The sequence below is a fragment of the Jeotgalibaca sp. A127 genome (genome assembly GCF_052266745.1).
In the GTDB taxonomy this organism is placed as follows: domain Bacteria; phylum Bacillota; class Bacilli; order Lactobacillales; family Aerococcaceae; genus Jeotgalibaca.
The window spans coordinates 217,415-236,929 of the sequence record NZ_JBQPRC010000002.1 but is presented as its reverse complement, the minus strand read 5'-3'; the positions used below and the strand labels follow the sequence as shown (position 1 = coordinate 236,929).

General features: G+C 41.6%; 19 protein-coding genes and 1 other annotated feature. Of the genes, 2 read left to right on the top strand and 17 right to left on the bottom strand.

Annotated elements, in window-relative coordinates:
- The first annotated feature begins 210 nt into the window (after positions 1-210).
- Positions 211-414 (top strand) — a binding site (T-box leader).
- A 50-nt stretch (positions 415-464) separates the two neighbouring features.
- Positions 465-1,727, top strand: a complete 1,263-nt coding sequence (gene tyrS / locus ACTVAI_RS03330; protein ID WP_443472439.1) for a tyrosine--tRNA ligase — start codon at positions 465-467, stop codon at positions 1,725-1,727.
- A gap of 3 nt (positions 1,728-1,730) precedes the next feature.
- Positions 1,731-2,228, top strand: coding sequence for a GNAT family N-acetyltransferase (locus ACTVAI_RS03325; protein ID WP_443472440.1), 498 nt, complete (start codon positions 1,731-1,733; stop codon positions 2,226-2,228).
- 159 nt (positions 2,229-2,387) lie between these two features.
- On the opposite strand, the gene ACTVAI_RS03320 is transcribed toward ACTVAI_RS03325, so the two are convergent.
- From ACTVAI_RS03320 to ACTVAI_RS03240, 17 genes are all read right to left on the bottom strand, one after another.
- Positions 2,388-2,768, bottom strand: coding sequence for a hypothetical protein (locus ACTVAI_RS03320; RefSeq protein ID WP_443472442.1), 381 nt, complete (start codon positions 2,766-2,768; stop codon positions 2,388-2,390).
- A complete protein-coding gene (locus tag ACTVAI_RS03315) occupies positions 2,765-3,604 on the bottom strand; it encodes a DsbA family oxidoreductase (RefSeq protein WP_443472443.1) in 840 nt (279 codons plus the stop codon). The genes ACTVAI_RS03320 and ACTVAI_RS03315 overlap by 4 nt, the downstream gene beginning before the upstream one ends.
- Positions 3,597-3,740 (bottom strand): hypothetical protein, encoded by a 144-nt coding sequence (locus ACTVAI_RS03310; RefSeq protein WP_443472444.1) that lies wholly within the window; start codon positions 3,738-3,740, stop codon positions 3,597-3,599. The genes ACTVAI_RS03315 and ACTVAI_RS03310 overlap by 8 nt, the downstream gene beginning before the upstream one ends.
- A gap of 21 nt (positions 3,741-3,761) precedes the next feature.
- Positions 3,762-3,944 carry a hypothetical protein gene (locus tag ACTVAI_RS03305; protein ID WP_443472445.1) on the bottom strand — a complete coding sequence of 61 codons (183 nt, stop codon included), beginning with the start codon at positions 3,942-3,944 and terminating at the stop codon, positions 3,762-3,764.
- Positions 3,945-3,947: 3 nt separating this feature from the next.
- Positions 3,948-4,640 carry an NAD(P)H-dependent oxidoreductase gene (locus tag ACTVAI_RS03300; protein WP_443472446.1) on the bottom strand — a complete coding sequence of 231 codons (693 nt, stop codon included), beginning with the start codon at positions 4,638-4,640 and terminating at the stop codon, positions 3,948-3,950.
- A 136-nt stretch (positions 4,641-4,776) separates the two neighbouring features.
- On the bottom strand, positions 4,777-6,498 hold the full coding sequence (locus ACTVAI_RS03295) for a glycoside hydrolase family 3 protein (protein ID WP_443472447.1): 1,722 nt from the start codon (positions 6,496-6,498) through the stop codon (positions 4,777-4,779).
- Positions 6,499-6,523: 25 nt separating this feature from the next.
- On the bottom strand, positions 6,524-7,360 hold the full coding sequence (locus ACTVAI_RS03290; protein ID WP_443472448.1) for an HAD family hydrolase: 837 nt from the start codon (positions 7,358-7,360) through the stop codon (positions 6,524-6,526).
- 94 nt (positions 7,361-7,454) lie between these two features.
- Positions 7,455-8,303 (bottom strand): SDR family oxidoreductase, encoded by an 849-nt coding sequence (locus ACTVAI_RS03285; RefSeq protein ID WP_443472449.1) that lies wholly within the window; start codon positions 8,301-8,303, stop codon positions 7,455-7,457.
- Positions 8,304-8,324: 21 nt separating this feature from the next.
- Positions 8,325-9,374, bottom strand: a complete 1,050-nt coding sequence (gene uxuA, locus ACTVAI_RS03280) for a mannonate dehydratase (RefSeq protein WP_443472450.1) — start codon at positions 9,372-9,374, stop codon at positions 8,325-8,327.
- Between the two features lie 28 nt (positions 9,375-9,402).
- Positions 9,403-10,815, bottom strand: a complete 1,413-nt coding sequence (uxaC, locus tag ACTVAI_RS03275; RefSeq protein ID WP_443472451.1) for a glucuronate isomerase — start codon at positions 10,813-10,815, stop codon at positions 9,403-9,405.
- A 30-nt stretch (positions 10,816-10,845) separates the two neighbouring features.
- A complete protein-coding gene (locus ACTVAI_RS03270; RefSeq protein ID WP_443472452.1) occupies positions 10,846-11,493 on the bottom strand; it encodes a bifunctional 2-keto-4-hydroxyglutarate aldolase/2-keto-3-deoxy-6-phosphogluconate aldolase in 648 nt (215 codons plus the stop codon).
- 116 nt (positions 11,494-11,609) lie between these two features.
- Positions 11,610-12,380 carry an IclR family transcriptional regulator gene (locus ACTVAI_RS03265; protein ID WP_443472453.1) on the bottom strand — a complete coding sequence of 257 codons (771 nt, stop codon included), beginning with the start codon at positions 12,378-12,380 and terminating at the stop codon, positions 11,610-11,612.
- A 274-nt stretch (positions 12,381-12,654) separates the two neighbouring features.
- On the bottom strand, positions 12,655-13,731 hold the full coding sequence (locus tag ACTVAI_RS03260; protein WP_443472454.1) for a Gfo/Idh/MocA family protein: 1,077 nt from the start codon (positions 13,729-13,731) through the stop codon (positions 12,655-12,657).
- A gap of 29 nt (positions 13,732-13,760) precedes the next feature.
- Positions 13,761-14,810 carry a Gfo/Idh/MocA family protein gene (locus tag ACTVAI_RS03255; RefSeq protein ID WP_443472811.1) on the bottom strand — a complete coding sequence of 350 codons (1,050 nt, stop codon included), beginning with the start codon at positions 14,808-14,810 and terminating at the stop codon, positions 13,761-13,763.
- Positions 14,811-14,844: 34 nt separating this feature from the next.
- Positions 14,845-15,639, bottom strand: coding sequence for an AraC family transcriptional regulator (locus ACTVAI_RS03250; RefSeq protein WP_443472455.1), 795 nt, complete (start codon positions 15,637-15,639; stop codon positions 14,845-14,847).
- Positions 15,640-15,906: 267 nt separating this feature from the next.
- Complete coding sequence (locus ACTVAI_RS03245; protein WP_443485875.1) at positions 15,907-17,664, bottom strand: ABC transporter ATP-binding protein; 1,758 nt, start codon at positions 17,662-17,664, stop codon at positions 15,907-15,909.
- Positions 17,661-19,403, bottom strand: coding sequence for an ABC transporter ATP-binding protein (locus tag ACTVAI_RS03240; protein WP_443485874.1), 1,743 nt, complete (start codon positions 19,401-19,403; stop codon positions 17,661-17,663). Before ACTVAI_RS03240 ends, ACTVAI_RS03245 begins: the two co-directional genes overlap by 4 nt.
- Positions 19,404-19,515 lie beyond the last annotated feature (112 nt).

The window sequence follows — 19,515 nt, the reverse complement described above, 5'->3', positions numbered from 1 at the left end:
CCCGGTTTTTATCATCTATAATTTATATAAAATTAATTATTTTTGTCAGTGATGAAATCATAGCACAGTTAAGTAGTAAAAAATCGTTTTTCGACAACTTGTATTTTTTTTGTAATAGTCCTGTAACAATCAGCGACTTTTGTTTGAAAACGCTTTAATTAGTTGACGGAACTATTTCCGACCGTTATAATTATTGCAATCAAAAGAATATAAAAAGTTATGACGGAATCCAGTAGGGATAAGGTTTTGCGATACTTAGAGAGCCGGTGGCAGGTGGGAACCGGTACAACCTTAAACTGAATTACACTCCCGAACTTTCTTAAACAAGCGTTGAGCATACGTTACATGCACAAGAGGTTTCTTCCTTGCGGAGAAGCAATCTGGGTGGTACCACGGTAAATTATCGTCCCTGACAGCAATGTCAGGGGCTTTTTTTATTCTTATAAAACGGAGGAGATAGTGATATGAATATTATTGAAGATTTAGAATGGCGCGGCGCCATCAATCAACAAACAGACGCTGAAGGATTAGTAAAATTAATTGAAAAGAAAAGCATTGGTCTATACTGCGGTATTGATGCTACAGGCGCAAGTATGCACATCGGCCATTTGATTCCTTTTATGATCCTGAAAAGATTCCAGCTCGCTGGTCACAAACCGGTTATCCTGATTGGGGCAGCTACAGGTTCAATCGGGGATCCAAGTGGAAAATCGGAAGAACGTGTGTTGCAATCTGAAGAAACGGTTGCTTACAACGCTCAAAAAATTACCGAGCAAATGCAAAAACTATTCAAGGCTGGGGAAGCAGATTCCCAAATACGTTTGGTAAACAACCTTGATTGGACGAAAAACCTTACACTTTTGGACTTTTTGCGTGACTTCGGTAAAAACTTCAACTTAAATACCATGCTGGCAAAAGATATCGTGGCCAGCCGGTTGGAAACGGGAATTTCCTTTACTGAATTCTCTTACCAAATTCTGCAGTCCATGGACTTCCTTCACTTATACCGTAACCTGGATGTACAATTGCAAGTCGGTGGTGCCGATCAATGGGGAAATATCACAGCCGGTTTGGAATTAATCCGTAAAAAAGAAGGCACGGAAGCAGAAGCATTTGGCTTAACCATTCCTTTGATGTTAAAAGCTGATGGAACAAAATTCGGTAAAACAGCAGGAGGCGCAGTTTGGCTGGATGCTGAAATGACTACACCTTACGAATTTTACCAATTCTGGGTAAACCAGGACGACCGCGATGTCATTAAATACTTGAAATACTTTACTTTCCTGACACAAGAAGAAATCAACGCCTTGGCTGAAAAAGTAGAAACAGAACCGCATAAACGTGAGGCACAAAAAACACTTGCTGCGGAAATGACAAAATTTGTCCACGGTGAACAAGCTTTGAAGGATGCCTTGAAAATTACCGAAGCTCTTTTCACAGGAAACGTGAAGGAGCTCAACGCCAATGAAATCGAACAAGGCTTCAAAAACATGCCTACCTTCGAATCCGATTTGACAGAACAAGAATTGGTAACGTGGTTGGTAGACTTGGGGATCGAACCATCCCGACGTCAATCACGTGAAGATATTCAAAACGGCGCTATTACCATCAACGGTGACAAAGTTACTGATTTGGATTTCGTCATTACCAAAGAAAATTCATTTGAAGGCCGCTTCATCATCGTCCGTCGCGGTAAGAAAAAATACTTCCTTGTGAAACTGGTGTAAGGGATGACTAAACTCGTTGCGGTAAAAGACACGCTTCAAGTCGAAGACATTGCCCAGATGGCAGATATCATCTGGCGCGAATATTACACACCCATTTTAGGCGAAGACCAAGTCAACTATATGCTGACCCATTTGCAATCTGAAGCCAAAATGATCCAAGATATTGCAGACAGTAAAGCCGAGTATTTTATCGTGGAAGTTGGGGTAAGCGATAGTGGCTACGTCGCTATCGAATGGCACGAAGATGCACTTTTCCTGAGCAAGCTCTATCTTTTGAAAGAAGCACGCGGACAAGGTAATGCCTATGTGATTTTGCAACAATTAATTGAAATGGCTAAAAACCGTCATCTCGGTGCAATTGAACTGACTGTAAACAAATACAACGATGCCTCCATCGCCTTCTATGAAAAAATAGGCTTTGAACGCATCGATGCAGTCGTTTCCGATATCGGTGGCGGCTACGTGATGGACGATTTCGTCTACCGCCTTAGCATCCACTAAACGTAGGAAAGAGGCTGGGACAAAACTCCCAGCCTCTTTCCTGTATACGTACATCTGCCCCGTAAACGTGTTCCAAAAGGCAGCCCCGACGTCACTTCACGAAATAATGCTCAGATGGTCTGCGACCATCTGAACATTATTCGTTCCAGTGATTCGGGGCTAAACGCCTTTTGTCCCACTCTCGTTCTTTTTGATTTCTCTTCTTTTTAATTTGATGACAACGTTGATGCCAATAACCAACACACCCACAATGACCATTATCCAGATATTGGTGACATGCAACCAGTGCAGCACCAACAATGCGATTCCGTAAAAGATAAATGTTACAAAATCCCATTTATCTTCCCAATTATCACCTTCACTGCCACTTTTATCCAGGCGCTTCAATACCCAATTGACGGAAAAAAGCCCCAGGGCGGCAACAAAGACAAATATGATGTTCTCATAATCACCCAGTATCTCACCAAAATTCCGCTTCAAAATAACTATCAAAACGACGAATAAAGCTTGAAAAAGATTTTCTTTTTCCTTTAAATTCATACAGACGTCAACCTTTTATAATAGTTTTGTCCCAGTACTTCGCCCTTTTGAACATTTTCTTTCCCCATAATCATATCTACAAAGGTCGGCACTTCTGATTCTTCCAGATTATACAGGACTTCAATTTCCCGATTTAAAAGGAACGGTGTGGTTTGCATCACGATATCCAGGCTCGGAACTGGTGTCTGAATCAATTCATCCACGCCCAAGACTTGTTTCAAGGCGTTTTCCAATGCTTCATACGGTTGAGCACCGACAATTTTAACCCCTTGGTTTTCTTGGTTAACCAATACAATGGTCGGGAAACCAGTGGCTGTCAATGCTTGTGACAAGCCCAAATCACTATTAAGAAGTGTGCGTCCTTCAAAAGAATCCGCATCATCCAAAATTTTAACTGAATCGAGACCCATCTCATCCAGAATCGAAGCCAGAACATCACGTTTGGAAATATCCTGGTTCCAGACCATGACGTTTTCGCGTAATTTACGTAAAAAAGGACTCGCTTTTTCCGGGAAATCACGGCGCACAATTTGGTACGCTTGGGAACTCGGGAAAGATGAATCAATCGGTTCATCTAACCATATACGGCCATCAATGACCATGCGCGAGTAATCGCCAATTTCACGCCAGTGTTGCGCTACATCAGCCGCTGTGTTAATACCGTTACCACTATCGCCCCCAAATTTTTCCCATTTCTCAATCATGCCACCCATTACGGTTACATCTTTATTGAAATAGGAAGCATATTGATAACGAAATTTTCGTAACGTGGGCTCAAATGCCCAACAAAATGAACACAAAGGATCCGTTGCGTAATACAAATCAACTTTATTCATCAGCTTCACTCTTTTCTTCAGCTTCGTCGTTTGTTTCAAGCACTGGTCCACATAATCCTGTAACAGGATCACAGAACATCCCTGCGGGTACTTCATTTGTTTCTGGTTCAATAAAAGTAAATTTAGGTGTTGTCATTCATTTTTCCCCTCTCATCATCTAGTTGCCCCACTCTTTCGGACTCCAAGAACGCCCATCAATTTCACCTTCAGCTTGTTCAATTCGTTTATACTGTTCCTGAATGAGTTCGGCGAATTCCTGATACAAGGCAATCTGGCGGTAATCTTTACTTATTTCTTTTAAATAGTTAATTTGAGAAAGCATCCATTCCTTTTGTTCCATCGCTTACTCCTTCATTTCCTGAAGTGTCCAGTTCAAGTCATTCAAATATTCACGGTTGGTTTGCATTTGATCAATTAACAAATCAACCAATGTACGGTCTTCGGCTGGTAACATTTCTTTTCCAAGTATCAATAGCTCCCGTTCAAACCACATTTCCCGCTCTTCCAACGTCATTTTCGCTGGACCTGTTAAAGCTTGACGATAACGAATCAATAACTTGCGGCGTTCACTTTCACTCATGTAATCAAATTGTGAAATGACAAATACCGGCAAATATACCAGCTCGCATTTTGTTGCCATAGCTTGAAAGGGCCGTAATAGTTCTGGAAGGGTGAAATCTTCAGATTCACCCGGTTGGTAGGCTTTTTCAGGGACCCCAGTAGCAATGACCAGCAAGAGTTCTTTACTTGCAAGCTGACTACCATAACGACCATATGCAAAGCCCTCCGTTAAAACCGAATCTTGCCATTTCTTTAATAATGGTGGCGAACTGTACCAGTAAAGAGGAAATTGAAATACGATTCGGTCATGTGCTTTTAACAAGTTTTGTTCCTGGTTCACATCGATGATGCCATCCGGGTATTTCTCTTCTAAATGATGCCACGTGATATTTTCTGTTGGCAAACTTTCCCATAAAAACCGCTGTGTGTGCGACTCCCTTAATTCGGGATGTGAAACGATGACTAAAGTCTTCATGAATTCTCCTTCCTCTACTGATAGTGCTTCTAAAATCATAGCAAGGGTAGTCGAAAAAAGCAATTTTACTGCTTATTTTAAAAGAAAGCAAAGAAGCCAGGACAATAGCCCCAGCTCCTCTCTTGCTTGCCAACCATTATAGTTTAGCTTGCCATTTGTTCGCCCAAACATTCTCGTTAGGCGTTCCTTTAAATTCGGATTTGCCTTCCAGTTTGTCAATTACTTGACGAATTGTTTCTTCGTTATTGTGGTAAGCATTCACGAATGTCTTAACCATTGTTGCATCATGCAAGTGTGTCGTGAAGTTCAATGAAACAAATACGGTTGGAACTTCCCAGACATACCAAGGAACTTCATTGGACATTGCTGTCTTCCATTGGATACGGTAGTTGTTTTGTGCACCATAACCAGCAACATTTGAAACAGTCAAAGCTAAGTCAACATTTTCACGGTATTCCAAAGTTTTACCTTTGACACGTGTATTTCCATCGTTGACTGTAACTTCGTAACCGCGACGCTTTAATTCCTCAACAAAGAACTCCAAAGCGTTATCCTCTGTTGCTACGTTCATCGCTTTTTCGCCTTCTAAGTAATACAAACGCACTCGGCGGTGTGTTTCCGGGCTGATTGGCAAGTTGTTTTGTGTGTCCTTAACCAATGTAATTCCTTTGTCAGCTGCATCTGCACGCATTTGCAAATGTTTTTCAGAACCAATGACTTCAAGTTCGGATTTGTCTTTCAACAAAGTACCTTCTGCTTGTTTCACATGTAGGTTCAATTTAGCTTTCAAACCGAGGATACGACGCAATGCATCTGTCATACGCTCTTCAGTGATGACACCATTTTTATAGCCGTTCATCATGAACATGAAGTCTTCTTCAATATCATTGAAGAACAGGAACATGTCACAACCTGCTGCGATGGATTGTGGTACATAGTCTTCACGGCGCATTGCTGACGTCATACCCAACATGTGAGCAGCATCAGTAATAACCATACCGTTAAAGTCTAGATTAGTTTTTAACAAACCGTTAATCAATTCAGGAGCCAATGTTGCAGGCAAGATCTCTTCATCTTTCAATGAAGGATCTAATTGTTTTTGGTATTCAGGCAACGCGATGTGACCTGCCATGATCATTTCAACACCGTTTTCGATGTGGTTGCGATAAACGCGGCCAAATGAATCTTCCCATTCGTCAACGGACAATTCGTTAACACCTAAAACCAAATGTTGGTCACGTTCTTCAGTACCGTCTCCTGGCCAGTGTTTGATACATTGGATGATTTCACTTTGCGTTAAACCTTCCAAGTATGCATTTGTATATTTGATTACACTGTCTGCGTTGGTACCGTAAGCACGTGTGTTTACGATGGTATTGCGCCAGTTCATTAAAATATCTACACATGGGTCGAAGTTCGTATTAACACCTAATGCAGTCGCTTCAACGCCGGAAACATATCCAGCATTGTAAGCAACAGACGTATCTCCAGCCGCTTCGGCTTGTGCACCAGAAGCGATGTAAGTACCATCGTTCGTTGCACCGTTACCACCCGCGTCACAGTTTGCAGCGACAAGCAAAGGAATTTTACTGTATGACTGCAATTCGTTCAACAAGTTTTGTACTTGTTCTGAATCTTGGCCTTTATAACGTGCCCCACCAATGTGATATTTCTGAACAATTTGTTCGTTTGTCAATGCATTACCACTGTACTCGTCTTTCCCCGGGAAGAACAAGTTAACAAAAAGTTGCCCTATTTTTTCCTCGTCAGTCATGGATGCAATCGTATCTTCCACCCATTTGATTTGATCAGAATTCAAGTTATAAGGCTTCTTTGTTAAGTCTACTAATTTAGCCACTATTTTATCGCTCCCTTTTCTTTTCTTAGTCGTATTGACTTAGTAAATCATGGAATTCTTTTTTCAGCATTTCTTGATATTCGCCAGCGAATTCGCCGTTCATCAATTTAGGAAGAGCTTCGTTCTCTAGACGATCCCAAGAAGCTTTTTCTGATCCGAATAAGATTGGGTAGAAGAATACGCCGTTTTTATCAGCAGCTGCTTCATCCCCAGGAGCATCTCCAACCATTAGGATGTTTTCTTTATCGTAGCCGTATGTTAACAAGTCAGCGATTGCTTCTGCTTTGCTGCCTCTTTCTTGTCCGTAAACCACGTCAACAGAAGCCATCAAACCATGACGGTTCCATTCGCTATCGATTGCTTCGCTGTTAGCAGAACTTACGATTGCAACGTCTGTTAATTGTGTGATATGTTCCAAACCTTCTTTAGCGCCATCGAATGGACGGTCGTCACCAGCAAGTTCTGTTTCAATACCGTGATTAACTTTTTTACTCCAGTCAAGAGCTTTTTCTAAATCTTCGCTTGTTCCTTCAGCAATCAATGCTTCCAAAGAACCATTTGATAAAGAGCTAGCTGTTTCTGCCCAGTCAGTCAATTTAGCGATGTCGCCAACTTCTTCACCACGTTCGATAGCGTTTTGCAAAGTCATTACCAACGCTTTGAAACGGTTAACGCCACGTGTGCTTGAGAATAAGTTGATACGGTTCCAGTCTTTTAAGTATGTTTCACGATCTTTGATACCGAAAACGTCAGCGGAAATAGGTCCGAAGAAACGTTCATGTTTTACGTTCATCGTGTCCATTGCACATCCGTCAGAATCCACACAAACCAAGAAATCTTTTTGTTTAGTAAAAGTTGTCATTAATTTTTCCTCCCAGAAAAAAAGAGGGGTAGATAGAATCCTCTTCGAATGAAGTATTTTTCTACCTTTCCCCTCTCCTGATTAGTTAATCTTATTAAACGCCAGAGTAAGCGCTGAATCCACCGTCGATCGGTAATACTACACCGTTTACGAAGCTAGCTGCTTTTTCGTCAGCCAAGAACATTAGTCCACCTAATAGTTCTTCAGAATCACCGAAGCGACCCATTGGTGTGTTGTTGATGATTTTTTGTCCACGAGGTTTCAAAGTTTCGTGGTCAGATTCGAACAACAAGTCGCGGTTTTGGTTTGAAACCAAGAAACCTGGTGCGATTGCGTTACAACGGATACCTGCTTTAGAGAAGTGAACTGCTAACCATTGTGTAAAGTTAGAGATAGCAGATTTAGCACCTGAGTATGCAGGGATTTTTGTTAGTGGTGTGAAAGCATTCATACTTGAAATGTTGATGATGTTTGCTCCCTCACGGCCAACCATGTCTTTAGCAAAAACTTGTGTTGGCAACAATGTTCCCAAGAAGTTTAAGTTAAATACAAATTCAACACCGCTTTGATCTAAGTCGAAGAAAGATTTAGTTCCTTCAGGCATATTAGCTTCGTGGAATTCATTGTCTGTAGTAGCACGTGCGTTATTTCCACCAGCACCGTTAACTAAAATGTCAACAGTACCTAAGTCAGCGTCGATACCTGCTTTAGCAGCTTCGATTGACTCTTTGTCTAAAACGTTACATTTGTAAGCTTTAGCCACGCCACCAGCAGCAACGATTTCGTCTGCATAGCCTTGTGCTGCTTCTTCGTTTAAGTCAAGAAGAGCCACTTTTGCGCCTGCTTTTGCGAATGCTTTAGCGAAATCTGAACATAAAACGCCGCCAGCACCTGTAACTGCAATTACTTTATCTGTAAAATCATGTACGAATGGATTAGACATATTTAATTACCTCTTCTTCTCTTATTTTTGAGCTTTCAAGTTTTTCTTAACAGCTTCTTCTAGACCTGTTAGGTAAGTTGCTCCCAATGCACGGTCGTATAAACCGTAACCTGGTTTACCAGTTTCGCCCCAAATCATACGGCCGTGGTCTGGACGGATTGCGCCTTCGAATCCAGCTTCAACACATGCTTTAACAACTTCATACATGTCGATTGAACCCATTTCAGAAAGGTGAGCAGATTCTTCGAATGAACGTCCGCCAACCAATTTAACGTTACGCGCGTGAACAAAGTTAACGCGTTTTTTAGCAAGCATATCTTTCAAGATAGCCACTGCATCGTTCTTAGGATCTGATGCGTAAGAACCAACACATAGTGTTACACCGTTGTATTCTGAATCATACAAGTTGATGAAACGGTTCAATGCTTCGCCGCCTGTGATGATACGAGGCAATCCGAAGATTGAGTATGGCGGATCATCAGGGTGAATAGCCATTTTCACGCCAGCTTCTTCAGCAACAGGCATGATTTCTTTGATGAAGTATTCTAGGTTTTCCCATAGTTTTTCTTCGTCAACTTCTTTGTACTCATCCATCAAAGCATTCATTTCTTCAGAAGAGTAGCTTTCGTCCCAACCTGGAAGTGAAAGTGTACGTGGGTCCATTTTGTTTACTTCTTCTTCGTCGAAGATCAAAGCGTTTGAACCATCTGGTAATTCATAAGCCAAGTTTGAACGCGTCCAGTCAAAGATAGGCATGAAGTTGTAACATACAACTGGAATACCAGCTTTACCAAGGTTACGCAAAGTTTCCTTGTAAGCAGCGATGTATTGGTCACGGTCTGGACGACCTAATTTGATTGATTCGTGAACTGGAACAGATTCGATAACAGAGATATGCATACCTTCTGCTTCAACGTCTGCTTTCAATTTTTCGATACGTTCCAATGGCCAAGCTTGTCCAACTGGAATATCGTAAACTGCAGTAACGATTCCTTTCATGCCAGGGATTTGGCGAATATTTTTCAAAGTAACTGGGTCTTCATGACCATACCATCTAAATGACATTTCCATAGATAAGCACTTCCTTATTTTGATTTTTTTATTTTTTAAATCCAAAGTATTCAACTGCATTGTTGTAGCTAACGTTCTTAATCAATTTTTCCAACAATGCATCATCGTTAGGAATTTCGCCACGCTCTACCAAATCTCCAATGTAGTCACAGAAGAGACGACGGAAGTATTCATGACGCGTATAAGAAACGAAACTACGGGAATCTGTTAACATACCTACGAAGTTCATCAATAGACCTGCTTCAGACAATGCCATAAATTGTTTCAACATACCGTATTTCGTATCATTGAACCACCAGCCGGAACCCAACTGGATACGGCTCTTGATTCCTTCATCGTTAGCTTGGAAGTTGGCAGCAGTTGTACCGGCCAAATCAAAGTAACCAGGATTCAATGGATAAATGATGGTCTTAGGCAGTTGATTTGTTCTATCCAATGCATTCAAGATTGCATTCAATGCTTCAGCAACGCTTGCTTGGTCATTGATTGAGTCCAAACCAGCGTCTGGTCCCAATTGATTGAATAAACGTTCGGAGTTGTTGCGGATTGCACCAAAGTGCAACTGCATTACGAAACCTTCAGCATGGTAGATTTTGCCAAGTTCAGTCAGCAAAGCTGATTGGAATTGGGCATATTCGTGTGCTGAAACTTCTTCGCCTTTAGCAGCTTTTTGGAAAATAGCTTCGATTTCTTCTGGTGTTGATTTGGCATAAACCAATTTAGCCAAACCGTGGTCAGAAATGTTTGAACCAGTTTCCTTGAAGAATTTGATACGATCTTCCAAACTCTCAACCAATTTAGCGAATGAATCGATGACGATGCCGTTAGCTTTTTCCATTTTCGGTAGGAAATCAACAAATTTTTGTTCGCCTACAGCAAATGCTTCGTCTGGACGGAAGCTAGGAGCCACTTTCACATCGAATGTTTCATCAGCCATAATGGCACGATGATATTCCAGAGTGTCATAAGGATTGTCTGTTGTACCGATATATTCAACGTTTGAATTTTTGATCAAAGTACGAGCAGTCAAGTTTTGTTCTTTCAACACTTTGTTACAGTGGTCATAAATTTCTTTCCAGTTGTCGCCATTCAAAATCTCATCGACATTGAAGTACGCCTTCAATTCCAAAGCTGTCCAGTGGAACAATGGATTGCCCAATGTATTCGGAACTGTTTCAGCCCAAGCTTGGAATTTTTCTTCTGGAGAAGCATCACCAGTAATCAATCTCTCATCGATTCCCATTGCACGCATACCACGCCATTTGTAGTGGTCGCCACCTAACCATAATTCTGTAACGTTCGCAAATTTATGATCTTCAGCAATTTGTTGTGGTGATAGATGACAGTGGTAGTCAAATATCGGCATATTTTTTGAAAAATCATGATACAAGTGTTTTGCTGTTTCGCTCTGTAACATAAAATCGTCATGAATAAAAGACATGTGCCAAATCCTCCCTTTTAATTAAGAAAATTATTTACCTTGGATTGATGCAAGTTTGTCAGCAAATTCTTTAGCATTTGCTTCAACTTGTGCGACGCCACCTTCAGCCATTCCTTTAGTCAAGGCACTTCCGACACCTACAGACCATGCACCATTTGCAATCCATTTATCCATGTTATCCAAAGATACGCCACCTGATGGCATAGCTTCTACCCAAGGAATAGGTCCATGCAAATCTTTAATGAAGCCAGGTCCTAATAATCCACCTGGGAACAATTTAACAACTTCACAGCCTGCTTCCAATGCATGAGAAACTTCCGTGATAGTTCCACAACCTGGAAGGTAAGGAATTGTATAGATGTTACACATTTTAGCGATTTTTTCATTGAAGTTCGGGCTAACAATAAACTTCGCACCATTTAGAATTGCAAGTCTTGCAGATACATCGTCAAGTACTGTACCAGCACCTACAACCATGTCTGTTCCTTCAAATTCATCTGCCAAACGACGCATAACTTGTTCTGCGTTTGGAGTGGAAAACGTTACTTCAACGTTTTTGATTCCACCTTTATAGACTGCTTTAGAAATTTCATATCCTTCTTCTTGGGATTTCCCACGAACAACTGCGAATAGAAAGTTTTGTTGCATTTGATTCAAGACATCTCTTTTGAAGCTCATTATTTTTCCTCCATTTCATCGTTTGCATTTCATAATGTGAAACGCAATATCGCATTCCGAACTTATTATAGTTTGTTACAAAAACTCTGTCAATTAACCGCTCTTTTCATTTTCCACTAGCCGCCCAACAGTTGCGTGATGCGTTTGGAGCATTCTAAAACCTTACTAATATAGAATTCCTGCCTCTGTTTCTCGGATATTGGCAATGAGATACTAAAGGCACCGGCAGCTGGTTCTTTGTAACTTGAAAAGGCAGCCCCAACACAAAAGACGCCATATTCGAACTCTTCATCATCCAAGGCATAGCCGCGTTCTCTAACTTCAGCTAGCTCAATCAATAAATGATCGAGTGTGGTAATAGTCCGATTCGTCTTTTCTTCCGGGATAAGCTGATGCCAATACGCTTCCACCTCTTGGTTCGACCGCGTGGCTAAAATCGCCTTCCCCACTGCAGTACAATACAATGGTGCTTTTTGACCAATCTTGGAACGCATTTTTGATTCTTGGTCATCACCATTTTTATCGATATAAAGTACCTCGTTGTTATCTTCGATAACAAGATGTACTGTTTGGCTAATGTCTTGCGACAATTGCCTGATATTACTTTTAGCTACGTTTACAAAGTCAATGTTTTGAACACGCTTGTTGCCAAGTTCAAACATCCGCAGCGAGATACGATAATGCTTCGTATCACCCAGTTGCTCGACAAAACCATTTTCGACCAATGACTGGACGAGACGGTGTGTTGTAGCTTTATGCAAATCCACTTGTTCACTCAAATCATTCAGGCTCAAGCTTGGATAATTGGATAGTGTTTCCAATATGCTTATCGCCCTATCGATAGATTGAACTTTTGAACCACTATTTTGTTCCATTTTAGATGACATGCGCTTACAACTCTCCTGTTTGGAAGTGTTCTCGTACCTTGATTTATACATTACAATTATAGCAATTAAATATACCGTTTGGCAAATGTACTATAATGACTTCAAGTTGTAAAAACGTGATATTTCCGGCAACGTAATCGCTTTCTTTGAAGAAGGCCTTTCCCGTTCCGTCCAAAAATAAGAACAGCCCTCTCAGTCAAATTGTAATGAAATTGGGAAAGTCTTTTCGCGAAAACAAAACCCGGACCAGAGTCCAGGTTTTTCCGCTACACATTTACTTAGTTATATTGATTGCTTGTTCTTGTGCTTTTAAGCAAAGTTCTTGTGCTTTAAAGATATGCTCTTGTGTCATCGCATTTTCAGTGCCATTGATAATATCCAAGATCATTTCACCAAAGAATGGGAAACCAACTTCACCGGTCACTTGGAAATGTTCCTCGCCCTCTTTGGTTACCAAGAACACGTGGTCACCGGTTGCCTCTGTCGCAACGTTGATGTACTTACGGATTTCAATCGTTCCTTCTGTACCCGTAATGAACGTCCGACCGTCTCCCCATGTACCCAATCCATCTGGCGTGAACCAGTCCACTTTGAAGATGAAGCTTGCGCCGTTTTCGCCTAAAACAGTTGCATCACCATAGTCTTCAAGTTCTGGCGTGTCCGGGTTATTGTAGTTCCCCACTTTACTGTGCAACACTTTTGCATCTTTGTTTCCAGTGTAATAAAGGAATTGTTCAATTTGGTGACTACCAATATCTGCTAAAATGCCACCATACTGTTCTTTCTTGAAGAACCATTCTGGACGTTTTTCTTTGTCCAATCGGTGCGGACCAAAGCCAGTCACTTGAATGACACGTCCGATTTTTCCCTCATCAATCAGTTGACCAGCCAATACTGCTCCTTCGACGTGCAGACGTTCACTGAAGTAAACCCAGTATTTGCGGCCTGTTTCTTTAACGACACGTTTTGTTTCTTCTAATTGTGCCGTTGTTGTAAAACCTGTTTTATCTGTGAAGTAGTCTTTTCCAGCCCGTAAAACACGGTTTCCTAATTCACTACGCAAGTTCGGAACTGCCGCCGCTGCCACTAATTGTACTTCAGGGTCTTCCAGGATTTGCTCCAAGGATTCTGCTGCTGGAATATCCGGGAATTGTTCTTGATAAGCTTTTACTTTTTCTGCATCTGGATCGTATACGTATTTAATGGTAGCACCAGCTTCCAATAAACCATTTGTCATCCCATTTATATGTCCATGATCCAATGCTGTTACCCCAACTACAAATTCTCCTGGTTTAACGACTTTATTTTCTTTTCCTTTAGGTGCGTAATTCATTCCGTCTTTAGATGCCAAAATATGACCCCTTCCAATTGTTTATTTTTTTAGTTAACGCCTATGCTCGTTTCGAGGTGGCTGGGTGTATCCTTTTTTAATTCATCCATATCAATGGTTCTGCCCACTTTTGTAGAGTGCTTCATGGCATCAATCATCAACATGGATGGTAATGCCTCTTCTACAGTAACATAATCTTCTGTATCTTGTTCTACTGCATCGTAGAAATGCTGAATCAAGATGGAATGGCTTGGTCCGTAATAGGATTTTGTGTCTGGTTTTTGCTCATCTTTAGCTAAAGAGACCAAGTTTCCTTCCATATCCATGCCAAATAGTTGATTATTTTTTATTACATACGTACATTTTTCAGTAACCACTTCAATCTCCACACTTGAGTTTGTTGCGTAAGCATTAGTGGACATATAAAACCCAGTCACATCGTTGTCAAACGTGAAATTAGCTACAGCGGTATCTTCAACTTCCACATCGTAGTCGGTGATATTGGACAGGCTAGCCTTGCATTTCAATAACTCGCCACCGAGCAGTTGCAACAGATCCAGGGTATGGATTGCTTGGTTAATGATGGTGCCACCACCAGCAGTGGCCCATTTGCCACGCCAAGGTTTCTCGCTGTAATACGTTCCTGCTCGATTCCATGCAACGATTCCCTTGACTGCCTTAACTTTTCCATGATCCTCTTCTTTTAATAAACGTACCAATGCCTGAAACGTCGCATTATAACGATTTTGGAAACAAATCCCGATTTTCCCTGGTACATTTTTTGCCAATTCAGCCGTTAACAGGCCTTCCTGGTAGTCCAGAGCCAGTGGTTTTTCCTGAAGGACATTTACGCCATACTCCGCACAAATTTTAGTTACCGGATAATGAAGGTAATGCGGCAAGCAAATATGGACGATATCCAACTCCTCTGATGCCAACATCATTTCTACATCCGTGTAAAAGGGAATATCCGGATAATTTTCTTTCATATTTTCATCAACATCACAAACTGCTACAAGTTGGCCGTTATGCGTTTCTTTAATAGCTTGTTCATGTACCGAAGAAACGGTTCCTAAACCGATAATAGCTGATCTTAGCATCAACTTCACATCTCTTTCTTTTTTTTATCCATTGTTAGCACGAGAAACTTTTACGATACCGATTGGGTGTTTGGCCAAAATTCTTCTTGAAAAACCGACTGAAGTGGGCATCGCTCTCAAAACCATTTTCAAAAGCGATTGCCTTGATGGACTTCGAATGCTCAGTCAACAAAGCATCCGTGGAAGCAGTTAAGCGATAGCGCATCAAGTAATTCATGATTGAGTAGCCTGTAATTTCCTTAAAGACATGGGAAATATAAGATTTACTCAAATCCAGACCCTTTGCGATGTCCTCAATGCTTATGGCATCACGGTAATAGCGGAAAATAAAAGTCAGGACGTCTTCAGCAATCTTGCTTTTTTCTTCCTTGTATACCTTATCTTTATCCACGACTTTTAAAGTACTCGTTTCTATCCTTAATAGAAGCTCTGCTAATACCAGTTTTCGCATGGCTTCGTTTTTATAAGTATGTTTCGAATCGTTCATCTGGTCAATCATAAAAAATGACTGTTCAATTTTTTCAACGTCATTTTTTTCAAAAATACGAATCAAGCCATTTCGATTTTCGGTGAACATATTTAGTAAATAATCAATCTTCAAATCTTTTAATAAGGGCATAATCCATTCAGAATCAAAATGAATAATACTTCTTTCATAGTTTTTGCTCTCATCGATTACATGCGCACGCTGGATGGTTCCCCCATCCATCAACAACAAGTCTCCTGGTTGAAGTTCATAAATCCGATTCCCTACTAAATACCGACATTTTCCGGAGTGGAAAAGAAACATTTCGTATTGTTTTTGGTCATGGAAATCCAGATGTGTCACTTTGCCTTTTTTTCGATAAGCCGCTTTTAATTTAATCGGAATGTTTCTTCCCCCTTCCAGAAGTTTGATTTAATTATAGCTGAAACGCTTTCTTTTTAACAATGACTGCAACTGCTTACAATTTTATTTTATTGACTAAGAATGCTTTCTTGTTTACTCCTTCACTTATGTTGGTTTCCTCACTGATGGTAAGGATGGTGAAAAGAACCCAGGTCAAGGAAGTTCTAACGCAAAAAGAACAGCCTCCAAACGGAAGCTGTTCTCTCATTAGGTTGTTTCAAAAGAGCCTTCTTTTTGCATGCGGTACATTTGAGCGTAAACGCCGTTTTTTTGCAGTAACTCCCGATGTCCGCCGCGTTCCACAATTTCACCGCTATCCAAAACCAGGATTTGATCGGCATGCTGGATAGTTGACAGACGATGCGCAATGATAAAGGTCGTACGCCCCTCTTTCAAAACATCCATGGCATGCTGGATAATCTGTTCGGTTTCGGTATCAATGGAGGAAGTCGCTTCATCCAGAATCAAGATTTTTGGATCAAAAGCAAGTGCACGGGCAAAGGAAATCAACTGACGTTGTCCAGAGCTCAATGTTGCCCCTTTTTCAACAACAGGCTCTTGCATGCCTTTTTGGAAATGCGCTAACATAGGGCCTCCGCCAACTTCTTCAAGGGCTCGCCGCGCGGTTTCAGTACTGATGTTTGGATCACCTAACGTTATATTCGACTCCAAGGTACCTGTAAACAGGAATGGATCCTGAAGGACGATACCCATCGACTTGCGGACACTTTGCCGTGAATAAGCCATTGTGTGATGGCCATCAACCTTGATTTGACCTTCTTGAGGATCATAGAAACGGAACAAAAGGTTCATAATGGAACTCTTTCCAGACCCCGTATGACCGACCAAGGCCACCGTTTCGCCTGGATTCGCTGTAAAGTGGATATCTTTCAAAACTTTTTTATCTTCATTATAACCAAAACTGACATGGTCAAAAACAACCTCGCCTTCCGCTATCGGAAGCTGCGCATCATTTTCCACTTCGCCAGCGGTATCAACAAGTTCGAATACCCGCTCTCCGGCTGCAATTGCTTGCTGGACGAATGCCATTTGCTGGATAATCCCCTGAATCGGATCAAACAAGCGCGTGATATAATCCCCGAATACATACAATGTCCCGATGGAGATCCCCAAAACCCCATCCAAATAACGCGTTGAGAAATAGACCATCATCAATAATAAGGCGATATGACGTAACAACCCGCCTAGTGTGAATTGCGCTGCCGAATCAAGAATGACGTACTTGCGCTCTGTTTCAAACCATTCCTTATTTATTTCCTGAAATTCCTCCGCAATTTGATCTTCTTGCTGAAATGCCTGAATAATAGACATCCCTTGCACAGATTCGTTAATTTTCCCGTTGATGTCACTGTTTAATTCCCGTTCCTTGCGGCTAAGCGCACCAGCATATTTACTGTAGAATTTATGCCATGTAAACATCAAAGGGATCAATACCAGAAGCGCAATTCCCAACCCTTGGTGCAAACGTGCAATTGCAAAGTACGTTCCCACGACATAAGCAACGTTCAATAACACATTGCTGATCGTCGCCACGTAAAACTGTTGGCGTAGCACTTCTGTATCATTAGTAATTCGTGACACGACTTTTCCGGCTGGCAAATTGTCAAAGTAGCGAATCGGCAAGGTTTGCAAGTGACGATACGCTTCATCACGGATGCGTTTCACAATGCCATTCGCAGCTTTCGTCAAAATCAAAAAACTAATATACCGCAACAACGCCGTCAACAGCATCAAGCCTGCATAAATTACCAATAAACGCAGTAAGACGTCGGTTAAAAAAGTACCTTCCGCTGCTGCCGGGGTGATGACATCATCGATGACACGCTGGGCGATCAACGGTGCTGACAAGTCGGAAACAACAGCCACAATCAAGAGTGTGAAGCCGATCAAGAACTTCAGTTTATCGAATTTCATATAAGACAACAGACGTTTGACGGTTTTCATTCTTCGTCACCTTCTTTCAATTCTTGACGAAGAAATTGGGTATAATACCAGCCACCTTGTTCTATCAAGGATTCATGTGTGCCTCTTTCAGTGATGACACCATCCTCCAGAACAATGATTTCATCGGCTTGTTTAACCGCAGAAAGGCGGTGCGTTGAAATGATGGTCGTCTTCCCTTTTCTAACGTTTTGAATATTTGCTATAATTTTTTGTTCCGTTTTCGCATCAACAGCGGACAGTGAATCATCTAGAATCAAGATTTCCGGATCCTTGATCAATGCGCGGGCAATCGAGACCCGTTGTTTTTGACCTCCGGAGATGGATACGCCTTTTTCCCCGATCATCGTGTCGAGTCCTTTTTCCATTTTCAGTAAATCATCCTCGAAAGCGGCAATACGGATGCTCTCCATAACCTCTTCATCTGTTGCTGCCCCTTTTCCAAAGGCAATGTTGTCCCGGACGCTACGCGAGAAAAGAATATGGTCTTGCGGAACGTAGCCAATGAGTTTTTGGAAATAACGGCCTTGGTAGTCGAGGACGTCATTCTCCCCGTAACGGAATTCTCCCTCGCCAAGTGGATACTGACGCAAGAGTTGGCGCAAGAACGTTGTCTTCCCGGCACCTGTTTTACCGACGATTCCCAGCATTTTCCCTTTCGGGATAACGACATCAATCTTCTTCAAGTTTTTATCGGTACTGGATGGATATTGGAAATCCAGCCCATGCATGATAATATCATCGGCGGTTTCGATAATTTTAACGCCATTTTCTTCCATATTATCTTCCGCATTCATAACTTCCTCGACCCGGATCATTGAGGCGCTACCTTGTCGCAGCACGTTGGTCAACTCACCAATGGAAATAATGGGCCATACAATCATGCCCAGATACATTTGAAAGGCAACCATGTCGCCGACCGTCAGCACGTTGTCACTGACGAGGTAGGCACCATAACCGAAACCAATGATATTACTGAAGGTGATGAAAAATTTAACCATCGGCGAAAACAAGGCGTTCGCTTCGGCAACCTTATTGTTTTTTGCCAACATACTCTCGGTTTCTTGACGAAACGTCTCGACATAATCTTCTTCTTTCACGTATGCCCGAATGACGCGGATGCCATCGATGACTTCAAGCACGTCGTTATTTAAGGAAGAAAATGCATCTTGGGCGATGGTGTACCGTTTCTCCACGATGTTTCCCACTTTTCCAAAAGCGTAAGCCAGGAATAAAAGTGGCATCAGGCTGAAAATCGCCAAACGCCAAGAAACGGTCGCGCCCATCATGGTTATGATGGTAACCAGGAACAAAGTCGCATTCATCAAGACCATCATCCCATACCCGGCTGTATCGGAAATGGCACGGATATCCTGGGTCGCCCGCGCCATCAAGTCCCCTACGCGGAATTTCTCGTAAAAGGAAGCGCGCATACGCAAGAAGTGCGCCATGATATTTTTGCGCATATCACGCTGTAATTTGGCTGATCCCGTGAAGAGAAAGTAGGACCAGGTGAATTCAAGCAAGTATGCGGCGACAAGGCTGAATAAGAAAGCCCCGCCGAATTTAGTCAGCAAGGATGCCGTAAGCTCCTCTTTGATGATGCTGTCGATGATTTGACCGATTAAATAAGGGATAAATACACTAAACAAATTACTGCCTATCATCGTAAAAAATGAAATAATATAGTCTTTCTTATTTTGCTTGAAAAAGTCTTTCAACTTAAACATGACACTAAACATTCTGGCTTTCCCTCTTTTCTGCCTTCCAACGATTTAGCTTATTAAAAATAAGCACAAAAAGAGCGTAATCCGTCCGAGAACAGATTACGCCCATTTTTATTTAAAATGATGC

Excerpts from the sequence above, each read along its gene's own strand:
- tyrS (WP_443472439.1), top strand. The coding sequence starts at position 465 with ATGAATATTATTGAAGATTTAGAATGGCGCGGCGCCATCAATCAACAA.
- ACTVAI_RS03325 (WP_443472440.1), top strand. The coding sequence starts at position 1,731 with ATGACTAAACTCGTTGCGGTAAAAGACACGCTTCAAGTCGAAGACATT.
- ACTVAI_RS03320 (WP_443472442.1), bottom strand. The coding sequence starts at position 2,768 with ATGAATTTAAAGGAAAAAGAAAATCTTTTTCAAGCTTTATTCGTCGTT.
- ACTVAI_RS03315 (WP_443472443.1), bottom strand. The coding sequence starts at position 3,604 with ATGAATAAAGTTGATTTGTATTACGCAACGGATCCTTTGTGTTCATTT.
- ACTVAI_RS03310 (WP_443472444.1), bottom strand. The coding sequence starts at position 3,740 with ATGACAACACCTAAATTTACTTTTATTGAACCAGAAACAAATGAAGTA.
- ACTVAI_RS03305 (WP_443472445.1), bottom strand. The coding sequence starts at position 3,944 with ATGGAACAAAAGGAATGGATGCTTTCTCAAATTAACTATTTAAAAGAA.
- ACTVAI_RS03300 (WP_443472446.1), bottom strand. The coding sequence starts at position 4,640 with ATGAAGACTTTAGTCATCGTTTCACATCCCGAATTAAGGGAGTCGCAC.
- ACTVAI_RS03290 (WP_443472448.1), bottom strand. The coding sequence starts at position 7,360 with ATGACAACTTTTACTAAACAAAAAGATTTCTTGGTTTGTGTGGATTCT.
- ACTVAI_RS03285 (WP_443472449.1), bottom strand. The coding sequence starts at position 8,303 with ATGTCTAATCCATTCGTACATGATTTTACAGATAAAGTAATTGCAGTT.
- uxuA (WP_443472450.1), bottom strand. The coding sequence starts at position 9,374 with ATGGAAATGTCATTTAGATGGTATGGTCATGAAGACCCAGTTACTTTG.
- uxaC (WP_443472451.1), bottom strand. The coding sequence starts at position 10,815 with ATGTCTTTTATTCATGACGATTTTATGTTACAGAGCGAAACAGCAAAA.
- ACTVAI_RS03270 (WP_443472452.1), bottom strand. The coding sequence starts at position 11,493 with ATGAGCTTCAAAAGAGATGTCTTGAATCAAATGCAACAAAACTTTCTA.
- ACTVAI_RS03265 (WP_443472453.1), bottom strand. The coding sequence starts at position 12,380 with ATGTCATCTAAAATGGAACAAAATAGTGGTTCAAAAGTTCAATCTATC.
- ACTVAI_RS03255 (WP_443472811.1), bottom strand. The coding sequence starts at position 14,810 with ATGCTAAGATCAGCTATTATCGGTTTAGGAACCGTTTCTTCGGTACAT.
- ACTVAI_RS03245 (WP_443485875.1), bottom strand. The coding sequence starts at position 17,664 with ATGAAAACCGTCAAACGTCTGTTGTCTTATATGAAATTCGATAAACTG.
- ACTVAI_RS03240 (WP_443485874.1), bottom strand. The coding sequence starts at position 19,403 with ATGTTTAGTGTCATGTTTAAGTTGAAAGACTTTTTCAAGCAAAATAAG.